The organism is Hymenobacter sp. FMD4 (assembly GCF_058932745.1).
This window is the reverse complement of record NZ_JBZYWH010000001.1, coordinates 368,680-392,978: the sequence shown is the minus strand read 5'-3', so window position 1 is coordinate 392,978 and position 24,299 is coordinate 368,680. Positions and strand designations below refer to the sequence as shown.

The window sequence follows — 24,299 nt, the reverse complement described above, 5'->3', positions numbered from 1 at the left end:
CCCCGTGAGGGAGCTACCGAAGCCAGGCAGTTTCCTTTTCTTTTCAGAAAAATCACCTCTTTAGAATGGCACGTTATACCGGCCCTAAAACCAAAGTTGCCCGTCGCTTCGGGGAAGCCATTTTCGGCCCGAGCAAGGCACTTACCAAAAAAGCATATCCTCCGGGCCAGCACGGCCGCGGCCGCCGCAAGAAGCAGTCGGAATACGCTGTGCAGCTGATGGAGAAGCAAAAAGTGAAGTACCTCTACGGGGTACTGGAAAAGCAGTTCGCTAACCTCTTCGACAAAGCCGCCCGCGTACCGGGTATTACCGGTGAAAACCTGCTGGCTTTCCTCGAGACGCGTCTGGACAACGTGGTATATCGTCTGGGCATTGCTCCGACGCGCCGCGCTGCCCGTCAGCTGGTATCGCACAAGCACATCACGGTAGATGGCGAAGTAGTAAACATTCCTTCGTTCCACGTGAAGCCCGGTGCTATCGTAGCCGTGCGTGAAAAGTCGAAGTCGCTGGAAGCCATCGTGAACAGCCTGGCCGTGCGCAACGCACGTCAGTTCGGCTGGCTCGAGTGGGACGGCAAGGAGTTGGCCGGTAAGGTTATCTCTACGCCGCAGCGCGACCAGATCCCCGAGAAAATCGAGGAGCAGCTGATCGTCGAACTGTATTCGAAGTAATCCTGACAGTGAGCCGGTTGCTGCCCGAGAGCTTTCTTGGGCAGGGCCGGCTCCTGCATTGGTTTCTTCCTTCCTACAACATCCCTTACATCCGCATCTATGTCAATTCTCGCTTTTCAAATGCCGGAGAAGGTCGTAATGGAGAAATCCGACGATTTCTACGGAACGTTTGAGTTTAAACCGCTGGAGAAGGGTTACGGCGTGACGATTGGTAACGCGCTGCGGCGTATCCTGCTGTCGTCGCTCGAGGGGTACGCGATTACCTCGGTCCGCACGAGCAACGTGCTGCACGAGTTCCAGACCATCGAAGGCGTTATCGAGGACATGTCGGAAATCATCTTGAACCTGAAGCAAGTTCGGTTCAAGAAGATCAACGATGTTATCGAAGACAAAATCACGGTTCGCATCAGCGGCCAAGAAGCCTTCACAGCCGGTGAAATCAACAAGTTCACTAACGGCTTTGAAGTGCTGAACCCGGACTTGGTGATTTGCAACATTGACCCGAGCACCTCGCTGGAGTTCGAATTTACGGTTCAGAAGGGCCGCGGCTACGTACCCGCCGAAGAGAACAAGCCCACTGACCAAATCTTCGGTCAGATTGCCATCGACGCCATCTTCACGCCCATTAAGAACGTGAAGTACAGCATCGAAAACACCCGCGTGGAGCAGAAGACCGACTACGAGCGGTTGTTGCTGGAAATCCACACGGACGGCTCGATTCATCCGGAAGATGCGCTGAAAGGTGCCGCCAATATCCTGATCCAACACTTCATGTTGTTCTCTGACAACACGATGACCTTCGAGACGGCAAAAGCCGAAGAGGAAACCAGCGTGGACGAAGAGACGTTGCACATGCGTAAGGTCCTCAAGACCCCGCTGCAGGACATGGATCTGTCGGTACGTGCTTACAACTGCCTCAAGGCTGCCGACATCAAAACACTCGGCGACCTGGTGCAGCTGGACTTGGCCGACATGATGAAGTTCCGCAACTTCGGTAAGAAGTCGTTGACGGAGCTGGAGAACCTGGTAGAAGAAAAAGGTCTTCACTTCGGCATGGACGTGGCGAAGTTCCGCCTCGAAGAAGACTAATATTAAATGGTCAAACTACCTGCCCGACGGTTGAACTCAACTACAGGCGCGGGTGGTTTGGCCATCTCCTTTTTCACTTTTCCTTTCTAGTGTGCCCTAGGGGCGGCGGTTCAAATGAGGCCTTGGCCCGCCGTGGTCGCCGCCCGCAAGCACATCACATTCATTTCTTTCTTGTCCGATGAGACACGGTAAAAAAGACAATCACCTGGGCCGGACTACCGCCCACCGCAGCGCAATGCTGTCGAACATGGCCATTTCGCTGATCATGCACAAGCGTCTGACGACGACAACGGCTAAGGCTAAGGAACTGCGTAAGTACGTAGAGCCAATCCTGACCCGTTCGAAGGACGACACGACGCACTCGCGTCGCTTGGTATTTTCGGAGTTGCAAAACAAAGAGGCTATCAAGGAGCTGTACGGCGAAGTAGCTGGCAAAATTGCCAACCGCCCTGGTGGTTACACCCGCATCATCAAGCTGAGCGCCGGCCGTGCCGGTGACAACGCTGATATGTGCGTAATCGAACTGGTAGATTACAACGAGGTACTGCTAGAAGCCAAAAATGCTGGCGCTGCTAAGACGACGACCCGTCGTTCGCGCCGCGGTGGTAAGAAGGCTGAAGGTGCTGCTGCCGCTCCGGCTGCTGAGGCCGCCGCACCGGCTACGGAAGCTCCTGAAGCTCCGTCCGCTGATGCTGCTTCGACGGAAGAAACTGCTTCGTAAGTGCAACGTAGCCTGCTACGATAACGCAAAAGGACGAATCCAAACTGGGTTCGTCCTTTTGTCTTTTTAGGCGGTTAAGTAGCACTTGTGTTTCTTTGCGGCCGAGGCCGGTCTGATTAACCGGTATTGACGACAACCATTGACGGGCGGAAGCGCCTGTTTCACCTTTCTCACTCATTCAGCTATGAGCATAATCGCCGCCATCAACGCCCGACAAATCTTTGACTCGCGTGGCAATCCCACTGTGGAAGTAGACGTAACCACCGATAACGGAGTAGTAGGCCGCGCCGCCGTGCCTTCGGGCGCTTCGACGGGCAAACACGAAGCCGTGGAATTGCGCGACGACGATAAGGGCCGTTACATGGGCAAAGGTGTGCTCAGAGCCGTGGAGAATGTAAACAGCAAGATTGCCGAAGAGCTGGTAGGCTTCTCGGTATTTGAGCAGAGCCTGCTCGATAAAATCATGCTTGAACTGGATGGCACGCACAACAAAGCTAATCTCGGGGCCAACGCTATTCTAGGCGTTTCCTTGGCCATTGCGCGCGCAGCCGCACAAGAAGCTGGCATGCCGCTGTACCGCTACGTTGGTGGTGTAAACGCCTCTACGCTGCCGGTGCCAATGATGAACATCCTGAACGGCGGTTCGCACGCCGACAACAGCATCGACTTCCAGGAATTCATGATCATGCCGGTAGGGGCAGAGTCATTTTCAGAAGCCATGCGCTGGGGTTCGGAAATCTTCCACCACTTGAAGGCGGTGCTGAAGAAAAAAGGCCTAAGCACAAACGTGGGCGATGAAGGCGGTTTCGCGCCGAACATTGAGTCAAACGAAGCGGCTATCGAAGTAGTGCTGCAGGCCATTGAGGCTGCTGGCTACAAGCCCGGCGACGACGTAATGATTGCGTTGGATGCGGCGGCATCGGAGTTTTACTCCGATGGTCATTATCACTTCAAGAAGAGCAGCGGCGACAAGCTGACATCAAGCGAAATGGCGAGCTACTGGGCCGATTGGACCCGGAAGTACCCCATAATCAGCATCGAAGATGGCTTGGACGAAGATGACTGGAGCGGCTGGAAGCAGCTGACCGACGAAGTCGGCAGCAAAGTGCAGTTGGTTGGCGACGACCTGTTTGTGACCAACGTGAAGCGCTTGCAGGAAGGCATCGAGAAAGGCGTGGCCAATGCCATCCTGATTAAGGTAAACCAGATTGGCTCGCTTACTGAAACCATCGATGCCATCAACCTGGGTCGCCGTCACCAGTACAAGAGCGTAATGTCGCACCGCTCAGGGGAGACGGAAGACAACACCATCGCCGACCTGGCTGTGGCGCTGAACACGGGCCAAATCAAGACGGGCTCGATGTCGCGTTCGGACCGGATGGCTAAGTACAACCAGCTGCTCCGCATTGAGGAGGAACTGGGCGAAGTAGCTTACTACCCGGGGCGCAACATGTAATACATTTGACCTCCGGGCATTTGGAGGCGAGGCGCTGCGGCTCACAAGAGCCGCAGCGCTTTTGCTTTTAAACGACGAGCAGAGATAAGCCAGTAGTAAATTATGCGCAATGCCGATGGAACCAGCCTGATCTGCGACTAACTTTGGAATATGCGTTTCCCGGACCTACTTGCTCGCGTTCCACGCTTCCTGCGGAGTTTTTACTTCCTAACAGGGTTTGCCTTCCTGATGTGGATGCTGCTTTTTGATGCCAATGACTTGGTAAAGCAGTACGAGATGTACGACAAGTGGCGCGAGCTGCAGGTGCAGAAGGATTACTACACCGGCAAGATTGCGGAAGTAAAGAAAGACCGCGCCGAACTGCTCAGCAGCCCAGAAATGCTTGAGAAGTTTGCTCGGGAGAAGTACGTTATGAAACGGCCCGGCGAAGATGTATTCGTCTTAGTTCCTGAAGAAGAGGAATAAAATCAGATGTTTGCATTTAGTGGCATCCACTTGGATGTAATTTAGAGCGCGCAAATAAGCCTGCGCTTTTTTTATGCCTTTTTCAAGGCAAATTAGCTTGCCTCCGAAACTACTCTTCATATTTCACCTTACCGTATGAAAAACCGATACGTTCGGTTGCTGTCACCGTGGTGGCAGTGTATCAGTCTGCTGCTGCTGACCATTGGAAGCGCGGGAGCTCAGACTTATCAATTGCCCGTTACTGGTTCCAACACGGTAACTACCTGCGCCGGCACGGTATACGACGACGGCGGACCAACCGGCAATTACTCTTTCAACGCGAGTGGAGCTACCACCATCACGCCGGCCACCACGGGGAGCCGCGTACGGCTGCAATTCACATCGTTTGCTACGGAGTCGTATTACGACCGGCTTACCATCTACGACGGGGCCAGCACATCGTCGCCGGTGCTAGGAGTCTACGACGGCACCACCTTACCGGGGACCGTAACAGCTACCAATGCTAGCGGGAGCCTCACGCTGAAGCTCACCAGCGACGGTGTGGACAACTACGCTGGCTTCGCGGCTACTATCAGCTGCGTAGCGGGCGCGCCCCTGCCCGATCTGCTCATTCAGTCACCGTTCTTGTCGCCACAGGCGACGGTAGCGGGTGGGAGCCTATCAGTCAACAGCACCATCGTTAATACTTCCACGACTACGGCCAGCAGTAGCTCCATCGGCTACTACCTCTCGGCCGACAACACGTTGGACACTAATGATTTGCTGCTGACGAGCACATCAGGCGGGTCGATGTTTGGCCCGAGCAGCAGCACTCGCTACGCAAACCTGAACATTCCCGCCAGCACTGCAGCAGGCAACTACTTTGTGTTGTTTGTGGCCGACCACCAGAACGTGGTCAGCGAGTCGAACGAGCAGAACAACGTGGCCGCAGCAGCCCTGACAGTGATACCGCCTGGTGTTGACCTGGTTATCCAAGGAGCCGTAGCTCAGCCGATCAACACGGCCCCTGGCAACGTGGTAAACTTCTCGTGCAACATTGTGAACCAAGGTACCACAATGGCCAGCAGCAGCAGCGTGGGCTACTACTTATCGTCGAATCAGACGCTGGACACGAACGATCAGCTGCTGACCTCGACCTTTGGCAGCGCTTTGTCGCCTCCTTACGGGTCGAGCCGCTACGCTACAACCAACATCCCAGCCAACGTGACGCCGGGCACCTACTACGTGCTGTTCGTGGCCGACTACCAGAACGTGGTCAGCGAAACCAACGAAAACAACAACGTGGCGAGCGTAGCCATTACGGTATCGGCGCCCAGCGTGGATCTGGTAATACAGCAGGCTTTCAGCCCAACGACGGCCTCGCCTGGCACTTCGATGTCGGTGAATGCCTATGTCTTTAACCAAGGCAACACCATGGCCAACAGCAGCACGCTGGGTATCTATCTGTCGGCCGACGCTACGTTCGATGCCAATGATCAGGTGCTGGGAGGCGTACCGGGTGGCGCTCTGGCGGCAAATACGAGCAGCTACCGCAGCACCACCGTGGTGCTGCCGGCTAGCGTGGCAGCCGGTTCCTACTACTTGCTGTTTGTGGCCGACCCGCAAAACCAGGTAACGGAAATCAATGAAAACAACAACGTGGCCAGCCGCACACTGACTGTGGTACCACCCACAGTGGACCTGGTGATTCAGCAGGCTTATCTCAGCCCTGGCAGCACCGTAGCCGGGGGAACAGTGGCAGCTTCCAACTACGTGTACAACCAAGGCAACGCCCCTGCGGCCGCGTCGAGCACGGGTTATTACCTCTCTACTAATATTACCCTGGACGCTTCGGACGTGTTGCTGAGCCAGTACGCCAACGGGAGCATATCAGCCGGGTACTACGCGTCGGGTTACGCGAACCTGGTGCTTCCGACCAGCATAACGCCGGGCACTTACTACATTCTGTTCGTAGCCGACTACCAAAACGCGGTAAACGAGTCAAACGAGCAGAACAACATCAGCTACCAAACCTTGCAGGTCCTGAACCCAAGCGTGGACCTGATGGTGCAACAGCCGAGCATGAGTCCTTACAACCCCGTGCCGGGGGCCGCTGTTTCTACGTACAGCTACATCTACAATCAGGGTAACACGCCGGCAACTTCTTCGTCGGTGGGGTACTACCTCTCTGCCAACCAAACGCTGGATGCAAACGACCAATTGCTGGGGCAATCAACCGGCGGCATGCTCAGCAGCGGGCAATGGTCGACGCGTTCGGGTTATGTGACCATTCCGGCCAACACTGCTCCGGGTGCTTACTATATGCTGTTTGTGGCTGACCACTTGAATGTGGTGAGCGAAACCAACGAAAACAACAACGTAACAGCATTGGCCTTTAGCGTGCTGGCTCCTGGTATAGACTTGCAGACGCAACAGCCGTACCTGAACCGGACCACGTCGGCCGCTGGCGGAATGCTGAGCGCCGGGGCTACCATAATGAACAGTGGTACCACCAGCGCCAGCAGCAGCACCGTTGGGTACTATCTCTCGGCCGACAACGTGTGGAATAGCAGCGACGTGCTGCTGACCACTTCTGCGGGCGGATTTCTATCGGCGGGTGACTACCAGGGCCGCACGGCCAGCCTGACCATCCCGGCTAGCACAACGCCCGGCAGCTACCACGTGCTCTTCGTGGCCGACCCGCAAAACGTGGTGGCGGAAACCAACGAAAACAACAACGTAATGTCGTTGCCGCTGACGGTTACGGCCCCGTTCAACGGCACAGTAGTTCCCTTCTCGGGCAACGCTACAATCACTACGTGTGGCACCACCGTGTACGACAACGGCGGCACGGACGATTACTCCAACTCATCGAACGGTAGCCTGACCATTCTGCCGGGCACCGCAGGAGGCAGAGTCCGTTTGACGCTTACTTCCTTTGTCACTGAGTCGGGGTACGATTACCTGCGCGTGTACGACGGTACCACTTCCAACTCCAACCTGCTAGGTACCTACACCGGTACCATGGGCAATGGCATGGTTCTGACCGCTACCAACACTGCTGGTGCCCTCACACTGGTATTTACCAGTGACAACATCATTGCGGCGCCCGGTTTCGAAGGCACTGTTACCTGCGTGACGGGCAGCAGTAATGCCGACCTAATAATCACGCAAGCGACCGTATCGGCCACTACGCTGAACGCCGGTGGCAACGTGACGCTGGGAGCTACGATCCGCAACCAAGGAACCAGCGACGCCAGCAGCAGCGCCGTTGGGTTCTACCTCTCCACGAACAATACGCTCGACGCCAACGATATTCTGCTGGCTAACAGCGCTGGCGGTGCCTTGTCGGCCAATCAGCAAGCCACCCGCGGTGGTTCGTATATCGTGCCCACTACGGTGCCGGCAGGTACTTACTATCTGCTGGTAGTGGCTGACCCGTTAAACGCGGTTAGCGAAACCAACGAGAACAACAACGTAAGCGTCTATGCCACTCCGCTGACCATTAACGCGGCCAGCGCCGACTTGACGGTATCGCAGCCGGCGGTGTTCACCTCGCCAGCCGCCGCTGGTGGGACCATCAGCGCCAGCTGCTTCCAGCAGAATATCGGCAACGGTGCAGCCGCTGCCCACAGCCTCGGCGTGTACTTGTCGACGGACAATACCTGGAGCGCAAACGATGTGTTGCTGGGTAGCAGCAACGTCAGCATCATGCCTAGCGGCTTCGCCGCCACGCGGATGATGAGCAACCTAACCATTCCGGCCAGCACGCCGCTGGGCACTTACTACGTCATCTTTGTGGCGGACCGCCTGAACCAGGTGAGCGAAACCAATGAAATGAACAACGTGGCTAGCACAGTACTGGTAGTAGACCGTCTGCTGCCGGTGCGCGAGCAAGCTGGTGGCTACGCCATCAGCGTGTTCCCCAACCCCACCAGCTCCGGCACAGTGGCCGTACAGTTTGACGGTGCCGGTGTAAACAGCGCGGTGGAGCTGACCCTCTACAACAGCCTGGGACAGAAGGTAAGCCAGCAGGGCCTGAGCCTGCGCAGCACCTCGGCCACGGCCACGTTCAACACGGGCACGTTGAGCACCGGCGTCTACACCCTGCGGGCTGTAGGCAAGGGTGTGAACGTAACGCGGCGCATCGTAGTAGAGTAAGCCTGATCGGTCCTACAGGCCAAAGGTTATGAGCGGCACCAGTTGCGGAAAACTTCCGCAACTGGTGCCGCTTCTTATTGAAGGCGGGGAGTAGTTTGGCTTGGTTTTGCGTTAAGCACGTTATGCATCTATCCTTTTTCAAGCGCCTGGGCGCCGTGGGTTGCCGCATAAGTGTGGTAGGACTGCTGCTGCTGAGCACCATTGCTTTGGCCGCCGATGCTCCTACGCAGGTGCAGGTGGCTCGGCAATTCTGGCTGTCAGTATTGGCGGGGCAGTATAATGATGCTTACAAGCACCTGAGCCCCGAGGCCCGGCAGCAAATGACCCCGCAGCAGTTCCGGGCCAAGGTGGAACCGGTGTACAAGCAGGGCAAGGCCCGCGGTGCTGTCATCGACCTATACAAGCTGGGCGTGCGCATCGGCGATGCCGACGACTCACACCTATTCTACACCTTCATGTTTCGCAGCGACACACTCCAGCGCGTACCCAGTGTACAGCTCGATGTATCATTTAAAAACGAAGCCGCGCGGCAAGTGCTCAACGTAATGGTGCTACCGTTGCCTAAATCGGCTGCCAAACCCTAACCGGGCAGGCTGATCTTCCCCATGTGCACGGCCGGTACGCGTTGCCGGCCAGTGCCCATGGCTACCGCCGAACCGGCCAGCGCCTCGTTGGCTAGTACCGCAAACAGCACGGCTTCCTTCGCATCGGGAGCTACTCCCAGAGCCTGCGTATCGGCGAAGCGGCAGTGGGGCAAGCGTTGCCGAATGGCCTGCATGAGCGTGGGATTGTGCATGCCGCCGCCGCTGGCGTATACCGCGGCCCGCGGTTCGGGGCCAAACGCCAGGCGCACTGCCTGCAGGATGCCTTCGGCGCTCAACTCAGTGAGCGTGGCCAGCAGATCGGCAGGGGAGAGGCTGGTGGTAGAGCTTCGCTGCTGGGCCACGCGAACGTACGCGGGGTTGAACAGCTCGGGGCCGGTGGTTTTGGGCAGCGGCGCAGCAAAGAACGGGTGGTCTAGCAAAGCTTGCAGCAAGGCCGAATCGGGCGTGCCAGCTGCTGCCAACCGGCCATCGGGGTCGTAGCTGTGCTCGGGATAAAACTCGCGCACAAAAGCATCAAGCAGCGTGTTGCCGGGGCCGACATCAGTGCTGAAGACGGCTGCAGCGTCCAGCGACGCAGGTAGGTAAGTGAAATTGGCAATGCCGCCGAGGTTGAGCAGCAGGCGGTTTTCTTCGGCGCTTGAGAACAGCAGATAGTCGCCATACACGGCCAGCGGGGCGCCTTCGCCGCCGGCTGCTACGTGCTTCTGGCGAAAGTCGCTAAGCGTGACGATGCCCGTGCGCACGGCCAGATGGTCGCCGTCGCCGAGCTGAAGGGTGGCATTATGTGGGTATTCGGGACGCTGATGCTGGTGCTGCGGAGCGTGGTAGATTGTCTGACCGTGGCTGGCTACGGCATCGATGTTGACGGGCTCGATGCCCCAGCTCTGCAGGCATTCCAGCACCAATTGGCCGTGTAGCGTTCCAAGCCAGGCGTTGAGCAAAGTCAGCTCTTCCAAGGAAACCTGCTCCCGGGCAAACACTCGCCGGATGCGCGTGCGCACCTCATCGGCGTAAGGTACGGTAGCAAACTGCTCCAACTGTAGCCGCGTGCCCGGGCCACTGCCTTCGATGCGGCACAAAGCCACATCAAGCCCATCCAAAGAAGTGCCGGACATAAGGCCGATAATGCGGCGGCTGGGCTGCTGGGCTACTTGGCAGAGGTGGGCGAGGTGCGCGTTCATGCTACGAAAGTAAGACGCCGGACAACAGCAAGTGGCAGGATGAGTTGTAAGTTGGCGCCGAACAAAACGTGCCTAGCTATGCCAAAAGTTACCCTTGCAGACCTACCAGAAGTGTACGCTGCTGACCGCCAGCAGTGGCGGCAGTGGCTGGCCGACAACCACGCCACTTCGGCAGGCATCTGGCTGGTGTACTACAAGAAAGGCAGCGGGCAGCCCAGCGTATCCTATGCCGAGGCCGTGGAAGAAGCGTTGTGCTTTGGCTGGATCGACTCGAAGGTAAACGTGGTAGATGAAGCGCGCTACAAGCAGGTGTTTACGCCCCGCAAGCCCAAAAGCGTATGGTCGAAGGTTAATAAGCAGCGCATAGAGGAGTTGCAGGCTCAAGGCTTACTGATGCCCGCGGGGTTGCGTTCCATTGAAATTGCCCGCGCCAATGGCTCGTGGTCCTCCATCGATTCTGCCGAGAACCTGGAAGTGCCAGCGGACCTGCAACAAGCCTTGGCGGCTAACGACACCGCCCGGCGCAACTTTAAGGCCTTCGCGCCATCGACTAAAAAACAGATTCTGCAATGGCTTCTCAGCGCCAAGCGGCCCGAAACGCGGCAGAAACGGGTGGCACAAGCGGTGGAATTGGCCGAGCAGAATCGCGCGCTTTACCCACCGGCGCGGAAGAACTGACAGTCGGCAGCTAGATAAAAACACAGCGGCCCCACAGTTGAGAACTGTAGGGTCGCTGTGCTCAGTTAAGTGATTCTACAGAATCTTCTTGCCCGCCATGGCCTGCTTAATGCTGATTTGCATGATGCGCTCGGCGAAGGGCCGCGTCAGTTCCTCCAGCTCGTCCACGGCGCGGTAAATGGCGTCTTTATCGTTGGAGCCGAGCACGCCGCGCAGGTTGTCGGCTTTCTGGCGCGTTTGCGTGATTTCCTCTTCCGTCAGGTGCTGGCCGTTGTTGTGCACGAAGCGGTCCACCTGGTACAGCATCTGCTCGGCGGCGGTACGGGCCTCGATAACCATGCGCGCCGCCACGTCGTCCTTGGCGTGGGTGAGCGAGTCCATGAGCATCTGCTCGACTTGCTCGTCGGTAAGGCCGTATTGGGGCTTTACCTCGATGCTCTGCTGCGTGCCCGAGCGTAGCTCAATGGCTTCGACTTTCAGAATGCCGTCGGCATTGAGAATAAAATTGACGTCGATTTTGGGCAGGCCGGCGGGCATAGCTGGGATGCCGCGCAAATCAAACTCGGCCAGCTTGCGGTTTTCGCGCACTAGGTCCCGCTCGCCCTGAAACACCGAAATCTTCATGTTCACCTGCCCGTCGACGGAAGTAGTGTACTGGCGGCCGGCTTTGGTCGGAATCTTGGAATTACGCGGAATGATGGGGTCCATCAGCCCGCCCAGGGTTTCGATGCCCAACGTGAGCGGCGTCACGTCGAGGAGCAGGATGTCGCGGCGGTTGCCGGCCAGGATGTCGGCCTGAATGGCGGCGCCGAGGGCCACTACCTCGTCGGGATTAAGTGAATTATTGGCCGTTTGGCCAAAGAATTCCGATACACTGTCGAACACCAGCGGCACGCGGGTAGAGCCGCCCACCAATAGCACCGCGTCGAGTTTGTCCGCCATGAGTTTGGCATCGGCCAGGGCCCGGCGGCAGGAATCGATGGTGCGGGCCACCAGCGGCTGAATCAGCTGGTCAAACTCGGCGCGGGTGAGCGTCAGGTTCACGTCGGCGTTCAGGGCCGCGCCGAAATGGTCGTTTTGGCTCAGGTGCCGCTTGGCTTGCTCGGCCATGAGGCGCAGGCGCTGCTTCAGCAGCGCATCAGCCGCCACGGCACTCTGCAGCTCGTGGCGGTGTACCCAATGGTTTACCACCACGCGGTCGAAATCGTCGCCGCCGAGGTAAGTATCGCCATTAGTGCTGAGCACCTCAAAAATGCCTTGGTGCAGGCTCAGGATGCTGATATCAAAAGTGCCACCGCCGAGGTCGTACACGGCCACAGTTTTCTCCTCCTCGGGGTTCAGGCCGATGCCGTAAGCCAGGGCGGCGGCCGTGGGCTCGTTCACGATGCGCAGCACTTCCAGCCCAGCGAGGCGGCCGGCGTCGCGGGTGGCTTGGCGCTGCGAGTCGTTGAAGTACGCCGGCACGGTAATAACGGCCTTGTTGACGGGCGTTTTGAGGGCGTGCTCGGCGCGGGCGCGCAATTCTTTCAGGATTTCGGCTGACAACTCGATGGGCGAGTAAAAGCGGTCGGCCACGCGAATCTTTACCAAGCCCTCGGTGTCGTCGTCGATTACCTTATAGCCCAGGTCGCCGGCGTGTCCGCCCAAGTCGCGGTACGATTTGCCGAGCAGGCGCTTCACCGAGTAAATCGTGTTCTGCGGCTCGGTTTCAAGGTATTGCTTGGCGTCGTTGCCCACGATGGGGGCCGTGCCATCGGCAGGGAAGTGCACCACCGACGGCACGATGGTGCCGCGGCCCTGGTCGTTGATAGCCAGTGGCTGGCGCGACTCGGGGTGGATATAGGCGACGAGGCTATTGGTCGTACCCAAGTCGATGCCGACGATAATTTCCTCCTGCTGGAGGGCGCCGGTCGATAGGTTGATGGAAACTTTGGCCATAATTTGTGCTCAGAACCCAGCCGGAATTGGGGCTGGTGCGCCGGGGCGCAAAAGTACAACGGAAACTGCCGCCGGGGCAGTCAAGTAGCCGCAGGGTAGCAGCGCTCATGAATAAAGTAACAACGATTACTCGTTTGGGGTTGTGGGTGACCCTAAGTTGGGGCGCCGGCGCGTGTCAGCAGCCAGAAGCCAGCACCGGCCAGCCAGCCGCCAGCCTGGTAAGCAACGCTCTGCCAGCTCACCTGGCTACTACGAAGACTGCACCACTAAAGCTATGGCCGGGGTTGGCCGATTCGCTGCAGCCGCAGCCGCTAGCGCCGCTGGCCGATCTATCGGATTCTTTGCGCGTGGCTATTCAAACGCTGCATGCCCAACTAGGGCCCGAAGCGCAAATGCTGCGGCCGGAAGTGCTGGAGCGCGCCTGCGTGGGCTACCTGAACCTGCGGCGGCAACGACGCGTGACGGGCCTGGCCGTGCTGGCGGTGGCCGATATGGAGCTGCCTTCCTCTGAGCAGCGGCTGTGGGTAATTGATTTGCGCCGGGCGCGCTTGTTGCACCACAGCCACGTGGCGCACGGGCGCGGTTCGGGCGGGCTGCGAGCCCGCCGCTTTTCTGATCGGCTGAAGTCGGCGTGCACTGCGCTGGGCTTTTACCGCACCGGCGAGACATACCAGGGCAAGCACGGTCTTTCGCAGCGGCTACACGGGCTGGACAAGGGCCACAACGGGCGCGCCATCGACCGCTACGTAGTGCTGCACGCGGCCTCATACGCGGCCGCGGATTACTTAAAGCAGTATGGTCAGCTTGGCAACAGCCGCGGCTGCCCCGCCTTGCCGCCGGATCAATACCGTGGAATCATCAAAGACCTCCCAGCTGGCAGCTGCCTGTTTATTCACGGCCACGATGAACAATACACTTCAGCTTATCTGCAGCCCTTGGCGGCCAGTGGTTTTTGGGAACGAAGTAAGCAGTGGTAGCAGAGAAGCTGGAAAGTAATCATCGTTATTGATAAGCTAATTTATAGGTAGTTGAAAGTTTTTCGTGGAAAACTAAACTTTGTAAATCCATATATACAATTCATATCGTAAGTGCTAGGGTAGTTACATCCGACTACGTACAAGACGCCGCGGAATAGCATGCGCTGTTCCGTCGGTGGAGGGTGAACATGGAATTGCTTTGGGGTAGGCGCTTGGCCAGCAAGCGTTATTCAGATGCAGTTCGCTGTCGGTGGGGAAATGGCTAGGCTACTTTCCTAAGAGGCAGGCATGGGCGGCAAGCCGCCTAATCGTTGCATGCGCTTTCGCTGCTTGCCTACGGCGAGTAGCTGTTTTTTATTCCCCAACCATTCACCCCAAATCCTATGAAGAACGGTTTCCGCCCGTTACTCTTCTTGGGCTTGTCGGCAGCCACGGCGCTAGGCGTTGTGAGCTACAGCGCGCTGCATGCGCCGCTAGAAGCCTCAAGCCACCGCGAAGCGCCACTGATTGCCGACGACCCTGTAGCCGACAACACCGATGTGTACGCCTTCCGCTCGCCTGACGACCCGGATAAGGTAACCATCATCGCCAACTACATCCCGATGCAGTTGCCGCAGGCCGGCCCCAACTACTACACCTTTGGGGAAAACGTGCGCTACGAGATACACGTCAAGAACAGCGCCACCACGACCGGTGACGACATTGTGTACCGCTTCACCTTCACGCGCACCAACGAAGACCCGACCACGTTCTTCTACGCGCGCCTGGGGCAGCAGAACCTCAAAACCACCTACACCATGGAGCGGGTACAGGGCGGGCAAACTACCACCCTGGTGACCAACGGCGTAGTGCCGCCATACAACGGTGGCCCGCGCCTGATCGAAAGCCCGGTAGGCCTAAACGCCGGCTCGTACAACACCCTCATGACCAGTGCCATCCGCGACCTGGGCAACGGCATGAAGGTATTCTGCGGCTCGGTGGATGATCCGTTCTTTGTGGATATTGGCGGCATTGCTGACTTGGGCAACATCCGAGCTGCTGGCCGCGCCCGCGACGGCTTGGCGCGCAAGAACGTGCACGCTATTGCGCTGCAGATACCCATCAGCATGCTGCAAAAAGACGGCAAAACGCCTTCGCAGGCCGTCAACATTCTTGATCCGGACTTCGTCATTGGCGTGTGGGCTTCGGCCAGCCGCCCGGCTCTGCGTACGCTGAACACCAACGGTACCCAGACGCATTCCGGCAACTTTGTGCAGGTGTCGCGCCTGGGCATGCCGCTCACCAACGAGGCCGTAAACCCCATCGGTAGCAAAGACGAGTGGAACTCGCGCACGCCCTACACCGAGAACCGGGCTTTCGACGAGTACTTCATGAACCCGGAGCTAGGCCTTTACATGGCCGAAGGCATGGCCAACGGCCAGACTTATTTCGGGCAGGCCGTGCCCGGTTTCTCGGCGCTGCGCATCCAGAGCCGCTCTTTGGCGGGGGCGCCCGGCCTGCCGGCCAACGGATTTGACTTCCGCAACGGGGCCGCCGGCTTATCCGGTCTGGCAGGCTCGGCAGCGGTAGCCGGTACCGTGTTTGCCGATCCTACGTTTGGCCCGTACCTGCTGCGCCCCGGCAAACCGCGCTCGGTAGACTTGCTGCCAATCTTCCATACCGGCGTACCCAACCTACGTCCATACCAGCTGGCCACCGGTAAAAACGGTAACCCCCTGGCCGCCGGCAAGCCCTTTATCAACAACTTCCTGCCGGTGCAGGGCGATATGCTGCGCTTGAACATGGCCGTGCCGGTTACGCCGCGCAACTCGGCTGACTTCAGCAGCATGGGCCTGCTGCAAGCCGCGGTGCTCGGCCTGACGGATGCGCGCTTTAACGGCAACGCCAACTTGGAAAACATACCGAACATGGATGGCTTCCCAAATGGCCGTCGCTTGGAAGATGACGTGGAGCGCATCGAGCTACAGGCAGTGAGTGGTGTGGTGCTGGCTGCCATCGGCCTCTGGTACGACGACTACACGCCTGGTGGGACCAACCCCGTGACGCCGCGCCTGCAAAGTGTACTGGGCTACAACGACGGCATCAGCGCCAACGACACGACGCTGCGCGCCGCCTTCCCCTACCTGCAGACGCCGTGGCGCGGCACCACCGCCCAAACGACGGTGACTTCGCAACGGGGACCGGGCCTGGGGCTGCAGCCGCAGGTGCTGCAAGCGCAGGTGTATCCGAACCCGTTCATCGAATCGGCAACTATTCGCTACGAAGTGGCCATGCGCATGCCCATTACCATCACGGTGGTCGACATGATGGGCCGGCTGGTGGATACCCCCGTACGCGGCAAGATGGTAAGCGCCGGCCTGCACGAGTTTAGCTGGAAGCCCGGCAGACTGGCCGCTGGCCAGTATGTGGTGAGCATCAAATCGGGCAAGACCACGCTACAATCCATTCACGTGCTGCACAAAGACTAGTCGTCGGCAGCTTCTAATGCATCAGTAATAGCCACGGAGTCGCTTAACAAGGGCGGCTCCGTGGTTTGCTGGTGATGCCGAGCGCGCCGGTGCTCTGCCCGGCGCCCATTGTAGGTTTTACCTCCGCTGTTCTCATGTCTATTGGCCGACGCATACTCTACTTTTTCCTGCTGATTGGTTTTGGGGTATCGGTAGCGGTAGTGCTGCTGAACCGCCAGCCCACGGCAGTACCCGCTTTAAAAGCCCGGCAGGGCACCGCTGCCCTGAGCGGAGAGTGGTTGAACACCCGCCAAGCGGTGGATGGCCTGCAAGCCAGGCTGCGGCAAAAACCCGAAGACCAGGAAGCGCGCCTGCAACTGGCGCAGCTCTACGTGCAGGAAGGCCGCATCACCGGCGACCATCCGTACTACGATGCCGCCGCACTGCGGCTCATCAACGACGTGCTGCGCGAGCAGCCCAACAACTTCGAAGCTCTCTGCACCAAGGCCGTCATCAGCCTTTCGCAGCACCATTTTGCCCAGGGGCTGCGACTGGCCGAACAGGCTGCCGAATTGAACCCCTACAACGGTTTCGTGCAAGGCCTACTCTGCGACGCACACGTGGAACTGGGCCGCTACAAAGAAGCCGTGCAGGCTGCCGACCGCATGAATCAGCTCCGGCCCGACTTACGCGCTTACGCCCGCGTGGCTTACCTGCGCGAAATCCACGGCGACCTGAACGGTGCGAAGGAAGCCATGTTGATGGCTGTGAAAGCCGGCGTACCGGGCTTCGAACAAACGGAATGGTGCCGCGTGATGCTCGGCCACTTGCTTGAGAATACCGGTGACCTAGCTAGTGCCGAGGCGCTGTATAAAGAGTCCTTGCAAATGCGGCCCGGCTACGCGTATGCCCTGGCCGGCCTAGCTCGCGTAGCCCGCGCCCGCCGTGACTATGCCACCGCCATTAAGCACCTGCAGCTGGCCCGCGCCCAAGTTCAGGACTACGCCTTCACCGACGAGCTTACCGATCTTTACCGCCTGAACCGCGAGCCGCAAAAAGCAGCTGCGGCGGCTCAGGAAGTCATCAAAAGCCTCAAAGCCCACGCCAACACAGAGGACGAAGACGACTCCGAAGGCCACTACACCGACCGCGAGCTGGCCTATGCTTACCTGAAAGCCGGTGAGCTAAAGCTAGCTCTGCAGCACGCCCGGACCGAATACGAGCGCCGCCCCGACAACATTGACGTGTGCGAAACCATGGCCTGGGTGCACTACCGCCGTGGCGAGTATCGCGAAGCCCAGCGCTACGTGCAGCAAGCCCGCCGCACCGGTTGTCAAAATCCGCAGCTGCTCTACCGCGCCGGCTGCATTGCCGTGCGCAACGGGGACGTGGCCGGCGGGCAGGCCCTGCTACGCCAGGCCCGCGCGCTAAACCCACACCTGCAAACCGACCCGGCCGAACCCCAACCTACGCTGGTAGCAGCGGCGCAGTAAGTTCCAATTTATTCTAGCCTCCAAGCTTTGCTCCGCATGCTTCCCGTCGCTACCGCCTCATCTGCTTCCCGTCTGGGCCGCTGGCTGCTGCCGCTGGTGCTGCTGTTGCTGCCCTTGGCTGCCGCCGCGCATCCCTTCGACAACGTGGACATCGACCGCCTGTCGCGGCCGCAGGCCATGTGGGGTTACCTTCGGCTGGGCTTTCAGCACATTCTGCCCTTGGGCCTCGATCATATTCTGTTCGTGTTGAGCCTATTTGTGCTGGAGCCGAAGCTGAAGCCTGTGTTGCTGCAAGCCACGGCTTTTACCGTTGCGCACTCAATTACATTGGGATTAGCAGCGGCGGGCGTAGTTACGGCGGCGCCGGCCATCGTGGAGCCACTCATTGCGCTGACAATTCTTTTTGTAGCGCTCGAAAACCTCATTGCCGGCCGGCTGTACCCGGGGCGCATCGCCATTGTGTTCGGCTTTGGGCTGCTGCACGGGCTGGGTTTTGCCGGGGTACTGGCTGATATCGGCTTGCCGCGACACCTGTTTTTCGAGGCCTTGTTGAGCTTCAACATCGGCGTGGAGCTCGGGCAACTGGCCATCATTCTACTGGCCTGGCTGCTGGTAGGGCGTTGGTTTGGGCAGAAGCCCTGGTACCGGCAGCGCGTGCTCGTACCCATGTCACTGCTCATTGCCGGCGTTGCGGTTTACTGGACGGTGGAGCGCGTGTTTTTCGCCTAGCCGCCGACAACCATTACACCTCACATTTTTCAATACTCACTTCTCCCCATGATTCGTCAGCTCGCCATATTGCTGCTCTTGCTCAACTACCTGTCGGTAGTAGGCACCGGCTGCATTGGCCGCGACGATGCTTGGGAACGGCACAAGCCCCTGCGGGCCTACGAGCACAGTGCCAGCTGCCAGCGCGATAATTACATGCGCCTCGACTGCTTCGACCGCTGCAACGGCAATCAGCAGCGCGTGGAGCAGCAGTTGCCGGGCGACGACGCGTGGCAGCACGTACTGGCGCAGGTGAAAGGGCTCGACCTGCACTGTCTGGCGGAAACAGCAGTGCTGTGGCCCCGTTTCACCCTACGCCACCCCCGGCCCGCCTATGCGCGGTGGGTGCCGGCTCTCACGGCGGGAGAAATGAAAGTGCTTGAATCGCCGCCACGACGCGGATAAGTAGTGAGTCGTGCGGCCTAGGGCCGCGCTTTCCGGGTAGCCGTTGCTGGCTGCCACCACGCTTTACTTATCCATTGTTTGGATGCCCGCCGGCTGGGTTTGCCGCACGGGGCATCATTCTCCGACTTTTTTTATGACCGCACTGCTACGCATGAGTAGCCCGCGCTATGGCACGGGCCGGGCACTGCTTACGCTTTTGTGTTGCTTGCTAGGCCTCGCGGCGCCGGCTCAGACCACGGGCATCATTCGCGGCTTCGTGTTCGATTCGCTGAGTAGCCGCCCGCTCGGCGGGGTAGGGGTGCAGGTGCTGGACCTCCCAAACGGTGCTACCACCGATGAGCTAGGCCGCTTCCGCATCAGCAGCTTGCCTGCGGGCATTTACCAACTGCGCCTGTCGGCGCTGGGCTACCGCTCCGAGGAGGTGCGCGTAGCCGTTGCCGATGGGGTGCCGGGCGATGTTTCGGTTGCCATGACTGCTACGGCGCTGCAGTTGGCGGAGGTGACCGTGGCTCAGCCGCGCGACCTGAACCAGAGCGTGGCAGCCATTGCCAACATCGACCGGCAGTTGCGGCCCGTCAACTCGGCCCAGGACCTGCTGCGGCTGGTGCCGGGGCTGTTTATCGCTCAGCACGCGGGCGGCGGCAAGGCTGAGCAGATTTTTCTGCGCGGTTTCGATGTGGACCACGGCACCGATTTCGCCGTGAGCATCGATGGACTGCCGGTAAACATGGTGTCGCATGCCCACGGGCAGGGCTACGCCGATTTTCACTTTGTGATACCCGAAACGGTGGAGCAGCTGCGCGTGTACAAGGGGCCCTACACGGCGCGCTTTGGCGATTTTGCCACGGCCGGCGCGGGTGAGTTCACCACCAAAACCAGCTTGGAGCAAAATCAAGCCAAGGTGGAAGTGGGTCAGTTTGATACTCGCCGCGGCCTGCTGATGCTCGACTTGCTCGGCAACCGCGGCCGGCTGTTCAGTCAGAAGCGCCGCGAAAGCGCTTACCTCGCCACGGAGTACTACTTCACCAATGCTTACTTCGACAGTCCGCAGCACTTGAACCGCTTCAACGGCCTGCTGAAGTACACCGGTCAACTCTCCGACCGCGCCACGCTCACGGCCAGCGGCTGGCACTTTAATTCCCGCTGGAATGCTTCCGGGCAGGTGCCGGAGCGCGCGGTGCGGGAAGGTCTGATTTCCCGCTTCGGCGCTATTGATAACACCGAAGGTGGCAATACCGACCGCACCAATGCCAACCTGCTGCTGACGTTGGACCTGCCCAACGACGCGGTGCTGACCCAGCAGCTGTATTATACCCGCTACCGCTTCAACCTGTACTCCAACTTCACCTTTTTCAAGGAGAACCCCGCCGTGGGCGACCAGATTCGGCAACACGAGCAACGCCACCTTGCCGGCTACCGCGCCACTTACGAGCGCAGCTACGCCCTGGGCAGCCGTACGTTGCGCTCCACCGCTGGCGTCGGCACCCGCGCCGATGACGCGGAGTTGGCGCTGCGCCGCGCCGTGCTTCGGCAGGTGACGGATACCGTGGTGAGCGGCCGCGTGCAGCAGCAAAACTTGTACGCCTGGCTCGACGAAACCCTGAGTCTGACTGACCGCCTCAGCCTGAACGCTGCCGTACGCATCGATTATTTCCGATTCCGGTTCCTCGAAGACCGCTACGATTCGCTTTCGGGCCGGGCCACCAAACCGCGCGTCAGTCCCAAGCTGAATGTGTATTACCAACTGAGCCCAGCCGTGCAGCTGTTTGCGCGCTCCGGTTTCGGCTTTCACTCCAACGATGCCCGCTCCGTAGTGAACGGTGCCGTTAAAGCCTTGCCGCGCGCCATTGGCTACGAGGTAGGAAGCAACTTCAAGCCCGTGCCGGATCTGGTTATCAACGCGGCCGTTTGGGCCTTGCACCTGCAGGATGAGCTGGTGTACGTAGGCGACGAAGGCATTGTGGAAAGTGCCGGCCCCACGCGCCGCTTTGGCCTGGATCTGGCGCTGCGTTACCAGATCAGTGCGGCTGTCTTTGCCGATGTAGACTTCAACGTCAACCGTGGTCGGGCTGTGGGCGAACCTAAGGGCGAAGACTACATTCCACTGGCCCCGCGCCTGACGAGCATCGGCGGCCTCACGTACAAAAGCCCCAGCGGCTTGAGCGCCAGCCTGCGCTACCGGCACGTAGATAGCCGGCCAGCCAATGAGGACAACTCCGTGCGCGCCCGCGGCTATACCGTGCTCGATGCCGTAGCCAGTTACACCCGCAGCCGCTACCAAGTCGGCTTCAGTATCGAAAACCTGCTGAATACTACCTGGAACGAGGCGCAGTTTGATACCGAAAGCCGGCTTCCCGGCGAAGCCGACCCGGTATCGGAGCTGCACTTTACGCCGGGTACGCCATTCTTCGCCAAGCTGAACGCTAGCCTGTTTTTCTAGGAAAGCAATTGCCACTGCTGCGTTCGGGAACAGAGAATTAAGTATGACGAACTGAAAATCAAAACGCCCCGGCTGCTAGGCGGCCGGGGCGTTTTAGTACGAATAAGTAAACCTTCAGCAAAGACACCGGCTGCCCACGTTTTAGCTGCCAGTGCCTGCTTAGTGACTACTTAATCACCAGCTTACGGGTGAGGTGCAGTTCGGGCACGCTCACGGTGTAAATGCCGGCGGGCAGCGTGCCAGCGGGCTGCATGCGCATCGGGTTAGAGCCAGGGTAGAGCTTAATTGCCTCTTTGTGCACTAGGCGGCCCGTCAGATCGTGCAATTGCAAGGTAACGGGCTGTTCGCTCGGCGTTACCAAGGTAAGCTCAATGCGGTCCGAAGCCGTTGGGTTCGGGTAGAGCTGCAGGTCAGCGGCCAGATCGAGCTTGCTGCTGGGCTCGGTAGCCGTGACGGTAGCGGTACGGCCCGCGGTGGCAGTATTGATAGTAGCCGGAGCCGTGTACGTCACCTTAACCCAGGCCTTTTGCCCGGGATTGGTGGTGGCGTTCTGCCGGGCCCGGATGGTAAGCCAGCCGTCGGCAGTAGGGGTATAGGTGCCAGTGAGCGTGCCAGTGCCGCTGCGGCTGCTCACGAGGGTGCCGGCCGAGTTGTAGAGGCCGGCTACCAGCGAGTAAGCGCCATTGGCGGGGTAAAGGGTGTAAGTCACGGTCTTGTTGGCGCCTACGTAGATGCGGCCGGCCGTGCGCCAAGCCGTGGAGCCGGCGGGTAGCTGACCGCCTTGTCCCAGGGAGCGGCTGTCCCGGTCGCCGAGGTCGTCAGCTAGTTCCCATTCCTGCGTGGTCGCCATGACCGGGCGCGAGTAATTGGTCGTCGCATTCACGGGTGCCCACACGGAGTAGCCGCGGCGGCCGCCGGCAGCGGTGCCGTTGCAGGGCGGCGTGTTGATGGCCACCGTCTGCGAGGCACTAACCGTCACGGTCGCCGTACCGTTGGCGCCGGAGTAGTCCTTCAGCACTGTGCCCGCCGGAAAGTCACACGAAACGGTGTGGTTCTGCCAGGCCGAGAAGTTGTCGTTGATACCGATGATGGCCTTGGTGCTACGCTCGATGACCAAGTGGTCGGCAGCCTGCCAGCGCACTTTGTAAGCGCCATCCTTGAAGCGCAGGTTCTGGTGGCACCAGATCAGGTTTTCCAGATCGGAACGCACGGGCAGATCGGCCGTGGACGTGGGGCGGTGCGAGTAGCGCTTGCCGGTGTTGCCCACGTTAAACAGGTCTTCGAAGAAAATCTGCGGCGAGCCGTCCAGCGCCAGCGCAGCGGCATAGGTGGCCGACAGACGCGGATCGAACGGATCGATGTGCGGGGCCAGCTCCGAGCCGGTATTCCAGCCGGTGTAGTTGCCGGTGGAGCCCACTTGCGGACGGAACGTGTCGTGGTTGTTTACAAAGGGTACCGTGCGGTGCACGTACACGCCATTGGTAAGCACCACGCGGCGGCCTTGCTGGTAGCCGGGCAAGGAGCCGATGTCAAAGTTGCCGCCGCCGCTCACGATGTTGTACAAGCCGTTGCGCAGCGAAAAATCGAACGTGCCGGCGCGGTTTTGCACATCGGTGCACCACTGGTCGAGCTGCGATGCACCGCCTACCCATTCGCCTACGGCGTACATGGTAGCGCCACCATTGGCCCAGCCGGCGTTGCTCTGCAGATTGTACAGGAAGTCTTCCGTCACAAAAGCCGGGAAGTGCTTCACGGCATCTAGCCGGACGCCATCGAAACCCACCTGTTTCTTGTACCAAATAATCCAGTTGCGCCCCTGATTGCGCATGTAGTCGGCGCTTTGGGCAGGATTGAAAGTGGCGTTGGAGCTTTGGCCGTAGGAGCCGTTGTAATAGCTCACGTCGGGGCCGAACAAGATGGAGTTCAGGTCGCCGGAAGTAGAGTTGTTGCCAGGGTTGGGATTAAAGTTTTGCCAGTTTTTGGGCCAGCGGCCCGAACGGGCGAGGTAATTGGCGGCGTCTTCACTCGTTGCTGGCGAGTTGTACGATACGTAGCGGAAGTTCTTGTATTTGCTGGTGGTGTTATCCTCCCAGGCAGCCGGATCCTGGCCGCCCGAGCCGTTGGCCGAGCCGGCGTTGTCGACGTGGTTTGGCACTACGTCCTGAATTACTTCAATGCCGTTGGCGTGCAGCACGGCCACCATGCGCAGCAGCTCGTCCTTGGTGCCCATGCGCGTGGCGGTGAAGCCTTTCTGGTACTTGTCGCCCAAGTCGTAGTGGTCGAAGGGCGAGTAGCCGTTGCCTTGGTTGCCGTTCTTGATGGTCGGCGGAATCCAGACGGCGTCTACGCCCATGGCCTTGAGGCGGGGGGCGAGTTCGGCCAAGTAATTAGCCCAGCCATTGGGGTAGTTGGAGTTCCAGTAGTCCCACCAGAAGCCTTGCAGAACTACCTTTTGAGCCTGCGCTGGTTGCCCGCCGAATAGGGCAATACCAATTGTGAGCAGCGCCCCCAATCGGGAGGCTGCGCGCCACATTTTTCTCATTGTGAGTAACGGTGTTTGGGTTGGGAAAGGGGAAAGAATGGTAGCCAAACCCGGTGCTGGCGTACCAGATTTGGGCGGATAAGTTGCGTAATTATTTTAGGTTATTCAAACGATTGCAGAAAACGATTGCATAGCCTGACTGAAAGCTAAGGAACCCTCAGAGGCCCAGTGACGTTTTGCCAACTGCCGTGCCCGACTCCGTCTCGTTCGCGTATAAAGAGTAAGGCCGGCAGCTCCGCCGCCGCCCTATAAGCCTAACTAGCATGGAAAAGCACAGTGTTGT

At 59.2% G+C, this 24,299-nt stretch carries 17 protein-coding genes; 14 read left to right on the top strand and 3 right to left on the bottom strand.

The annotated features are described in order from the left end of the window. Positions 1–65 precede the first annotated feature (65 nt). The 7 genes from rpsD (at position 66) to AC5FXY_RS01620 (ending at position 9,126) form a co-directional block, all read left to right on the top strand. Entirely contained in the window at positions 66–671 is a 606-nt protein-coding gene (gene rpsD / locus AC5FXY_RS01650; RefSeq protein ID WP_493554893.1) for a 30S ribosomal protein S4, read from the top strand. 99 nt (positions 672–770) lie between these two features. After that, the gene (locus AC5FXY_RS01645; protein WP_493554892.1) at positions 771–1,760 is read left to right on the top strand and encodes a DNA-directed RNA polymerase subunit alpha; all 990 of its coding nucleotides are present in this window, start codon (positions 771–773) and stop codon (positions 1,758–1,760) included. Positions 1,761–1,938: 178 nt separating this feature from the next. Then, positions 1,939–2,481: a 50S ribosomal protein L17 gene (rplQ, locus tag AC5FXY_RS01640; protein WP_493554891.1), complete on the top strand. Its 543-nt coding sequence runs from the start codon at positions 1,939–1,941 to the stop codon at positions 2,479–2,481. Positions 2,482–2,665: 184 nt separating this feature from the next. Beyond that, entirely contained in the window at positions 2,666–3,937 is a 1,272-nt protein-coding gene (eno, locus tag AC5FXY_RS01635; protein ID WP_493554890.1) for a phosphopyruvate hydratase, read from the top strand. A 150-nt stretch (positions 3,938–4,087) separates the two neighbouring features. Beyond that, complete coding sequence (locus AC5FXY_RS01630; protein ID WP_493554889.1) at positions 4,088–4,402, top strand: FtsB family cell division protein; 315 nt, start codon at positions 4,088–4,090, stop codon at positions 4,400–4,402. A 135-nt stretch (positions 4,403–4,537) separates the two neighbouring features. Beyond that, complete coding sequence (locus AC5FXY_RS01625; protein WP_493554888.1) at positions 4,538–8,542, top strand: CARDB domain-containing protein; 4,005 nt, start codon at positions 4,538–4,540, stop codon at positions 8,540–8,542. A gap of 122 nt (positions 8,543–8,664) precedes the next feature. Then, a complete protein-coding gene (locus AC5FXY_RS01620) occupies positions 8,665–9,126 on the top strand; it encodes a hypothetical protein (protein ID WP_493554887.1) in 462 nt (153 codons plus the stop codon). Here the strand turns inward: AC5FXY_RS01620 and AC5FXY_RS01615 are convergent. Beyond that, entirely contained in the window at positions 9,123–10,328 is a 1,206-nt protein-coding gene (locus AC5FXY_RS01615) for an anhydro-N-acetylmuramic acid kinase (protein ID WP_493554886.1), read from the bottom strand. The two genes, AC5FXY_RS01620 and AC5FXY_RS01615, sit on opposite strands and share 4 nt — an antisense overlap. Before the next feature lie 78 nt (positions 10,329–10,406). Between AC5FXY_RS01615 and AC5FXY_RS01610 the strand changes: the two genes are divergently transcribed. Continuing rightward, on the top strand, positions 10,407–11,006 hold the full coding sequence (locus AC5FXY_RS01610) for a YdeI/OmpD-associated family protein (RefSeq protein ID WP_493554885.1): 600 nt from the start codon (positions 10,407–10,409) through the stop codon (positions 11,004–11,006). Positions 11,007–11,081: 75 nt separating this feature from the next. Here the strand turns inward: AC5FXY_RS01610 and hscA are convergent, their stop codons facing one another. Then, the gene (gene hscA / locus AC5FXY_RS01605; RefSeq protein ID WP_493554884.1) at positions 11,082–12,944 is read right to left on the bottom strand and encodes a Fe-S protein assembly chaperone HscA; all 1,863 of its coding nucleotides are present in this window, start codon (positions 12,942–12,944) and stop codon (positions 11,082–11,084) included. Positions 12,945–13,051: 107 nt separating this feature from the next. Between hscA and AC5FXY_RS01600 the strand changes: the two genes are divergently transcribed. The 6 genes from AC5FXY_RS01600 to AC5FXY_RS01575 all read left to right on the top strand — a co-directional run bounded on the left by AC5FXY_RS01600 (position 13,052) and on the right by AC5FXY_RS01575 (position 21,474). Continuing rightward, positions 13,052–13,921 carry a murein L,D-transpeptidase catalytic domain family protein gene (locus AC5FXY_RS01600; protein WP_493554883.1) on the top strand — a complete coding sequence of 290 codons (870 nt, stop codon included), beginning with the start codon at positions 13,052–13,054 and terminating at the stop codon, positions 13,919–13,921. Positions 13,922–14,304: 383 nt separating this feature from the next. After that, the gene (locus AC5FXY_RS01595) at positions 14,305–16,389 is read left to right on the top strand and encodes a DUF4331 family protein (protein ID WP_493554882.1); all 2,085 of its coding nucleotides are present in this window, start codon (positions 14,305–14,307) and stop codon (positions 16,387–16,389) included. Between the two features lie 134 nt (positions 16,390–16,523). Further along, positions 16,524–17,861, top strand: a complete 1,338-nt coding sequence (locus AC5FXY_RS01590; RefSeq protein ID WP_493554881.1) for a tetratricopeptide repeat protein — start codon at positions 16,524–16,526, stop codon at positions 17,859–17,861. A 36-nt stretch (positions 17,862–17,897) separates the two neighbouring features. Then, a complete protein-coding gene (locus AC5FXY_RS01585) occupies positions 17,898–18,590 on the top strand; it encodes a HupE/UreJ family protein (RefSeq protein WP_493554880.1) in 693 nt (230 codons plus the stop codon). Positions 18,591–18,638: 48 nt separating this feature from the next. Next, positions 18,639–19,034, top strand: coding sequence for a hypothetical protein (locus AC5FXY_RS01580; protein ID WP_493554879.1), 396 nt, complete (start codon positions 18,639–18,641; stop codon positions 19,032–19,034). Positions 19,035–19,167: 133 nt separating this feature from the next. Then, entirely contained in the window at positions 19,168–21,474 is a 2,307-nt protein-coding gene (locus AC5FXY_RS01575; protein WP_493554878.1) for a TonB-dependent receptor, read from the top strand. A 166-nt stretch (positions 21,475–21,640) separates the two neighbouring features. On the opposite strand, the gene AC5FXY_RS01570 is transcribed toward AC5FXY_RS01575, so the two are convergent. Next, the gene (locus AC5FXY_RS01570) at positions 21,641–24,016 is read right to left on the bottom strand and encodes an alpha-amylase family glycosyl hydrolase (protein WP_493554877.1); all 2,376 of its coding nucleotides are present in this window, start codon (positions 24,014–24,016) and stop codon (positions 21,641–21,643) included. Positions 24,017–24,299 lie beyond the last annotated feature (283 nt).

Bases quoted from the DNA above. Each gene is read 5' to 3' on its own strand.
- AC5FXY_RS01575 (WP_493554878.1), top strand. From the start codon at position 19,168: ATGACCGCACTGCTACGCATGAGTAGCCCGCGCTATGGCACGGGCCGG.
- rpsD (WP_493554893.1), top strand. From the start codon at position 66: ATGGCACGTTATACCGGCCCTAAAACCAAAGTTGCCCGTCGCTTCGGG.
- AC5FXY_RS01580 (WP_493554879.1), top strand. From the start codon at position 18,639: ATGATTCGTCAGCTCGCCATATTGCTGCTCTTGCTCAACTACCTGTCG.
- AC5FXY_RS01590 (WP_493554881.1), top strand. From the start codon at position 16,524: ATGTCTATTGGCCGACGCATACTCTACTTTTTCCTGCTGATTGGTTTT.
- AC5FXY_RS01645 (WP_493554892.1), top strand. From the start codon at position 771: ATGTCAATTCTCGCTTTTCAAATGCCGGAGAAGGTCGTAATGGAGAAA.
- AC5FXY_RS01630 (WP_493554889.1), top strand. From the start codon at position 4,088: ATGCGTTTCCCGGACCTACTTGCTCGCGTTCCACGCTTCCTGCGGAGT.
- AC5FXY_RS01620 (WP_493554887.1), top strand. From the start codon at position 8,665: ATGCATCTATCCTTTTTCAAGCGCCTGGGCGCCGTGGGTTGCCGCATA.
- AC5FXY_RS01615 (WP_493554886.1), bottom strand. From the start codon at position 10,328: ATGAACGCGCACCTCGCCCACCTCTGCCAAGTAGCCCAGCAGCCCAGC.
- AC5FXY_RS01570 (WP_493554877.1), bottom strand. From the start codon at position 24,016: ATGAGAAAAATGTGGCGCGCAGCCTCCCGATTGGGGGCGCTGCTCACA.
- AC5FXY_RS01610 (WP_493554885.1), top strand. From the start codon at position 10,407: ATGCCAAAAGTTACCCTTGCAGACCTACCAGAAGTGTACGCTGCTGAC.
- AC5FXY_RS01625 (WP_493554888.1), top strand. From the start codon at position 4,538: ATGAAAAACCGATACGTTCGGTTGCTGTCACCGTGGTGGCAGTGTATC.
- rplQ (WP_493554891.1), top strand. From the start codon at position 1,939: ATGAGACACGGTAAAAAAGACAATCACCTGGGCCGGACTACCGCCCAC.
- AC5FXY_RS01595 (WP_493554882.1), top strand. From the start codon at position 14,305: ATGAAGAACGGTTTCCGCCCGTTACTCTTCTTGGGCTTGTCGGCAGCC.
- AC5FXY_RS01585 (WP_493554880.1), top strand. From the start codon at position 17,898: ATGCTTCCCGTCGCTACCGCCTCATCTGCTTCCCGTCTGGGCCGCTGG.
- eno (WP_493554890.1), top strand. From the start codon at position 2,666: ATGAGCATAATCGCCGCCATCAACGCCCGACAAATCTTTGACTCGCGT.
- hscA (WP_493554884.1), bottom strand. From the start codon at position 12,944: ATGGCCAAAGTTTCCATCAACCTATCGACCGGCGCCCTCCAGCAGGAG.
- AC5FXY_RS01600 (WP_493554883.1), top strand. From the start codon at position 13,052: ATGAATAAAGTAACAACGATTACTCGTTTGGGGTTGTGGGTGACCCTA.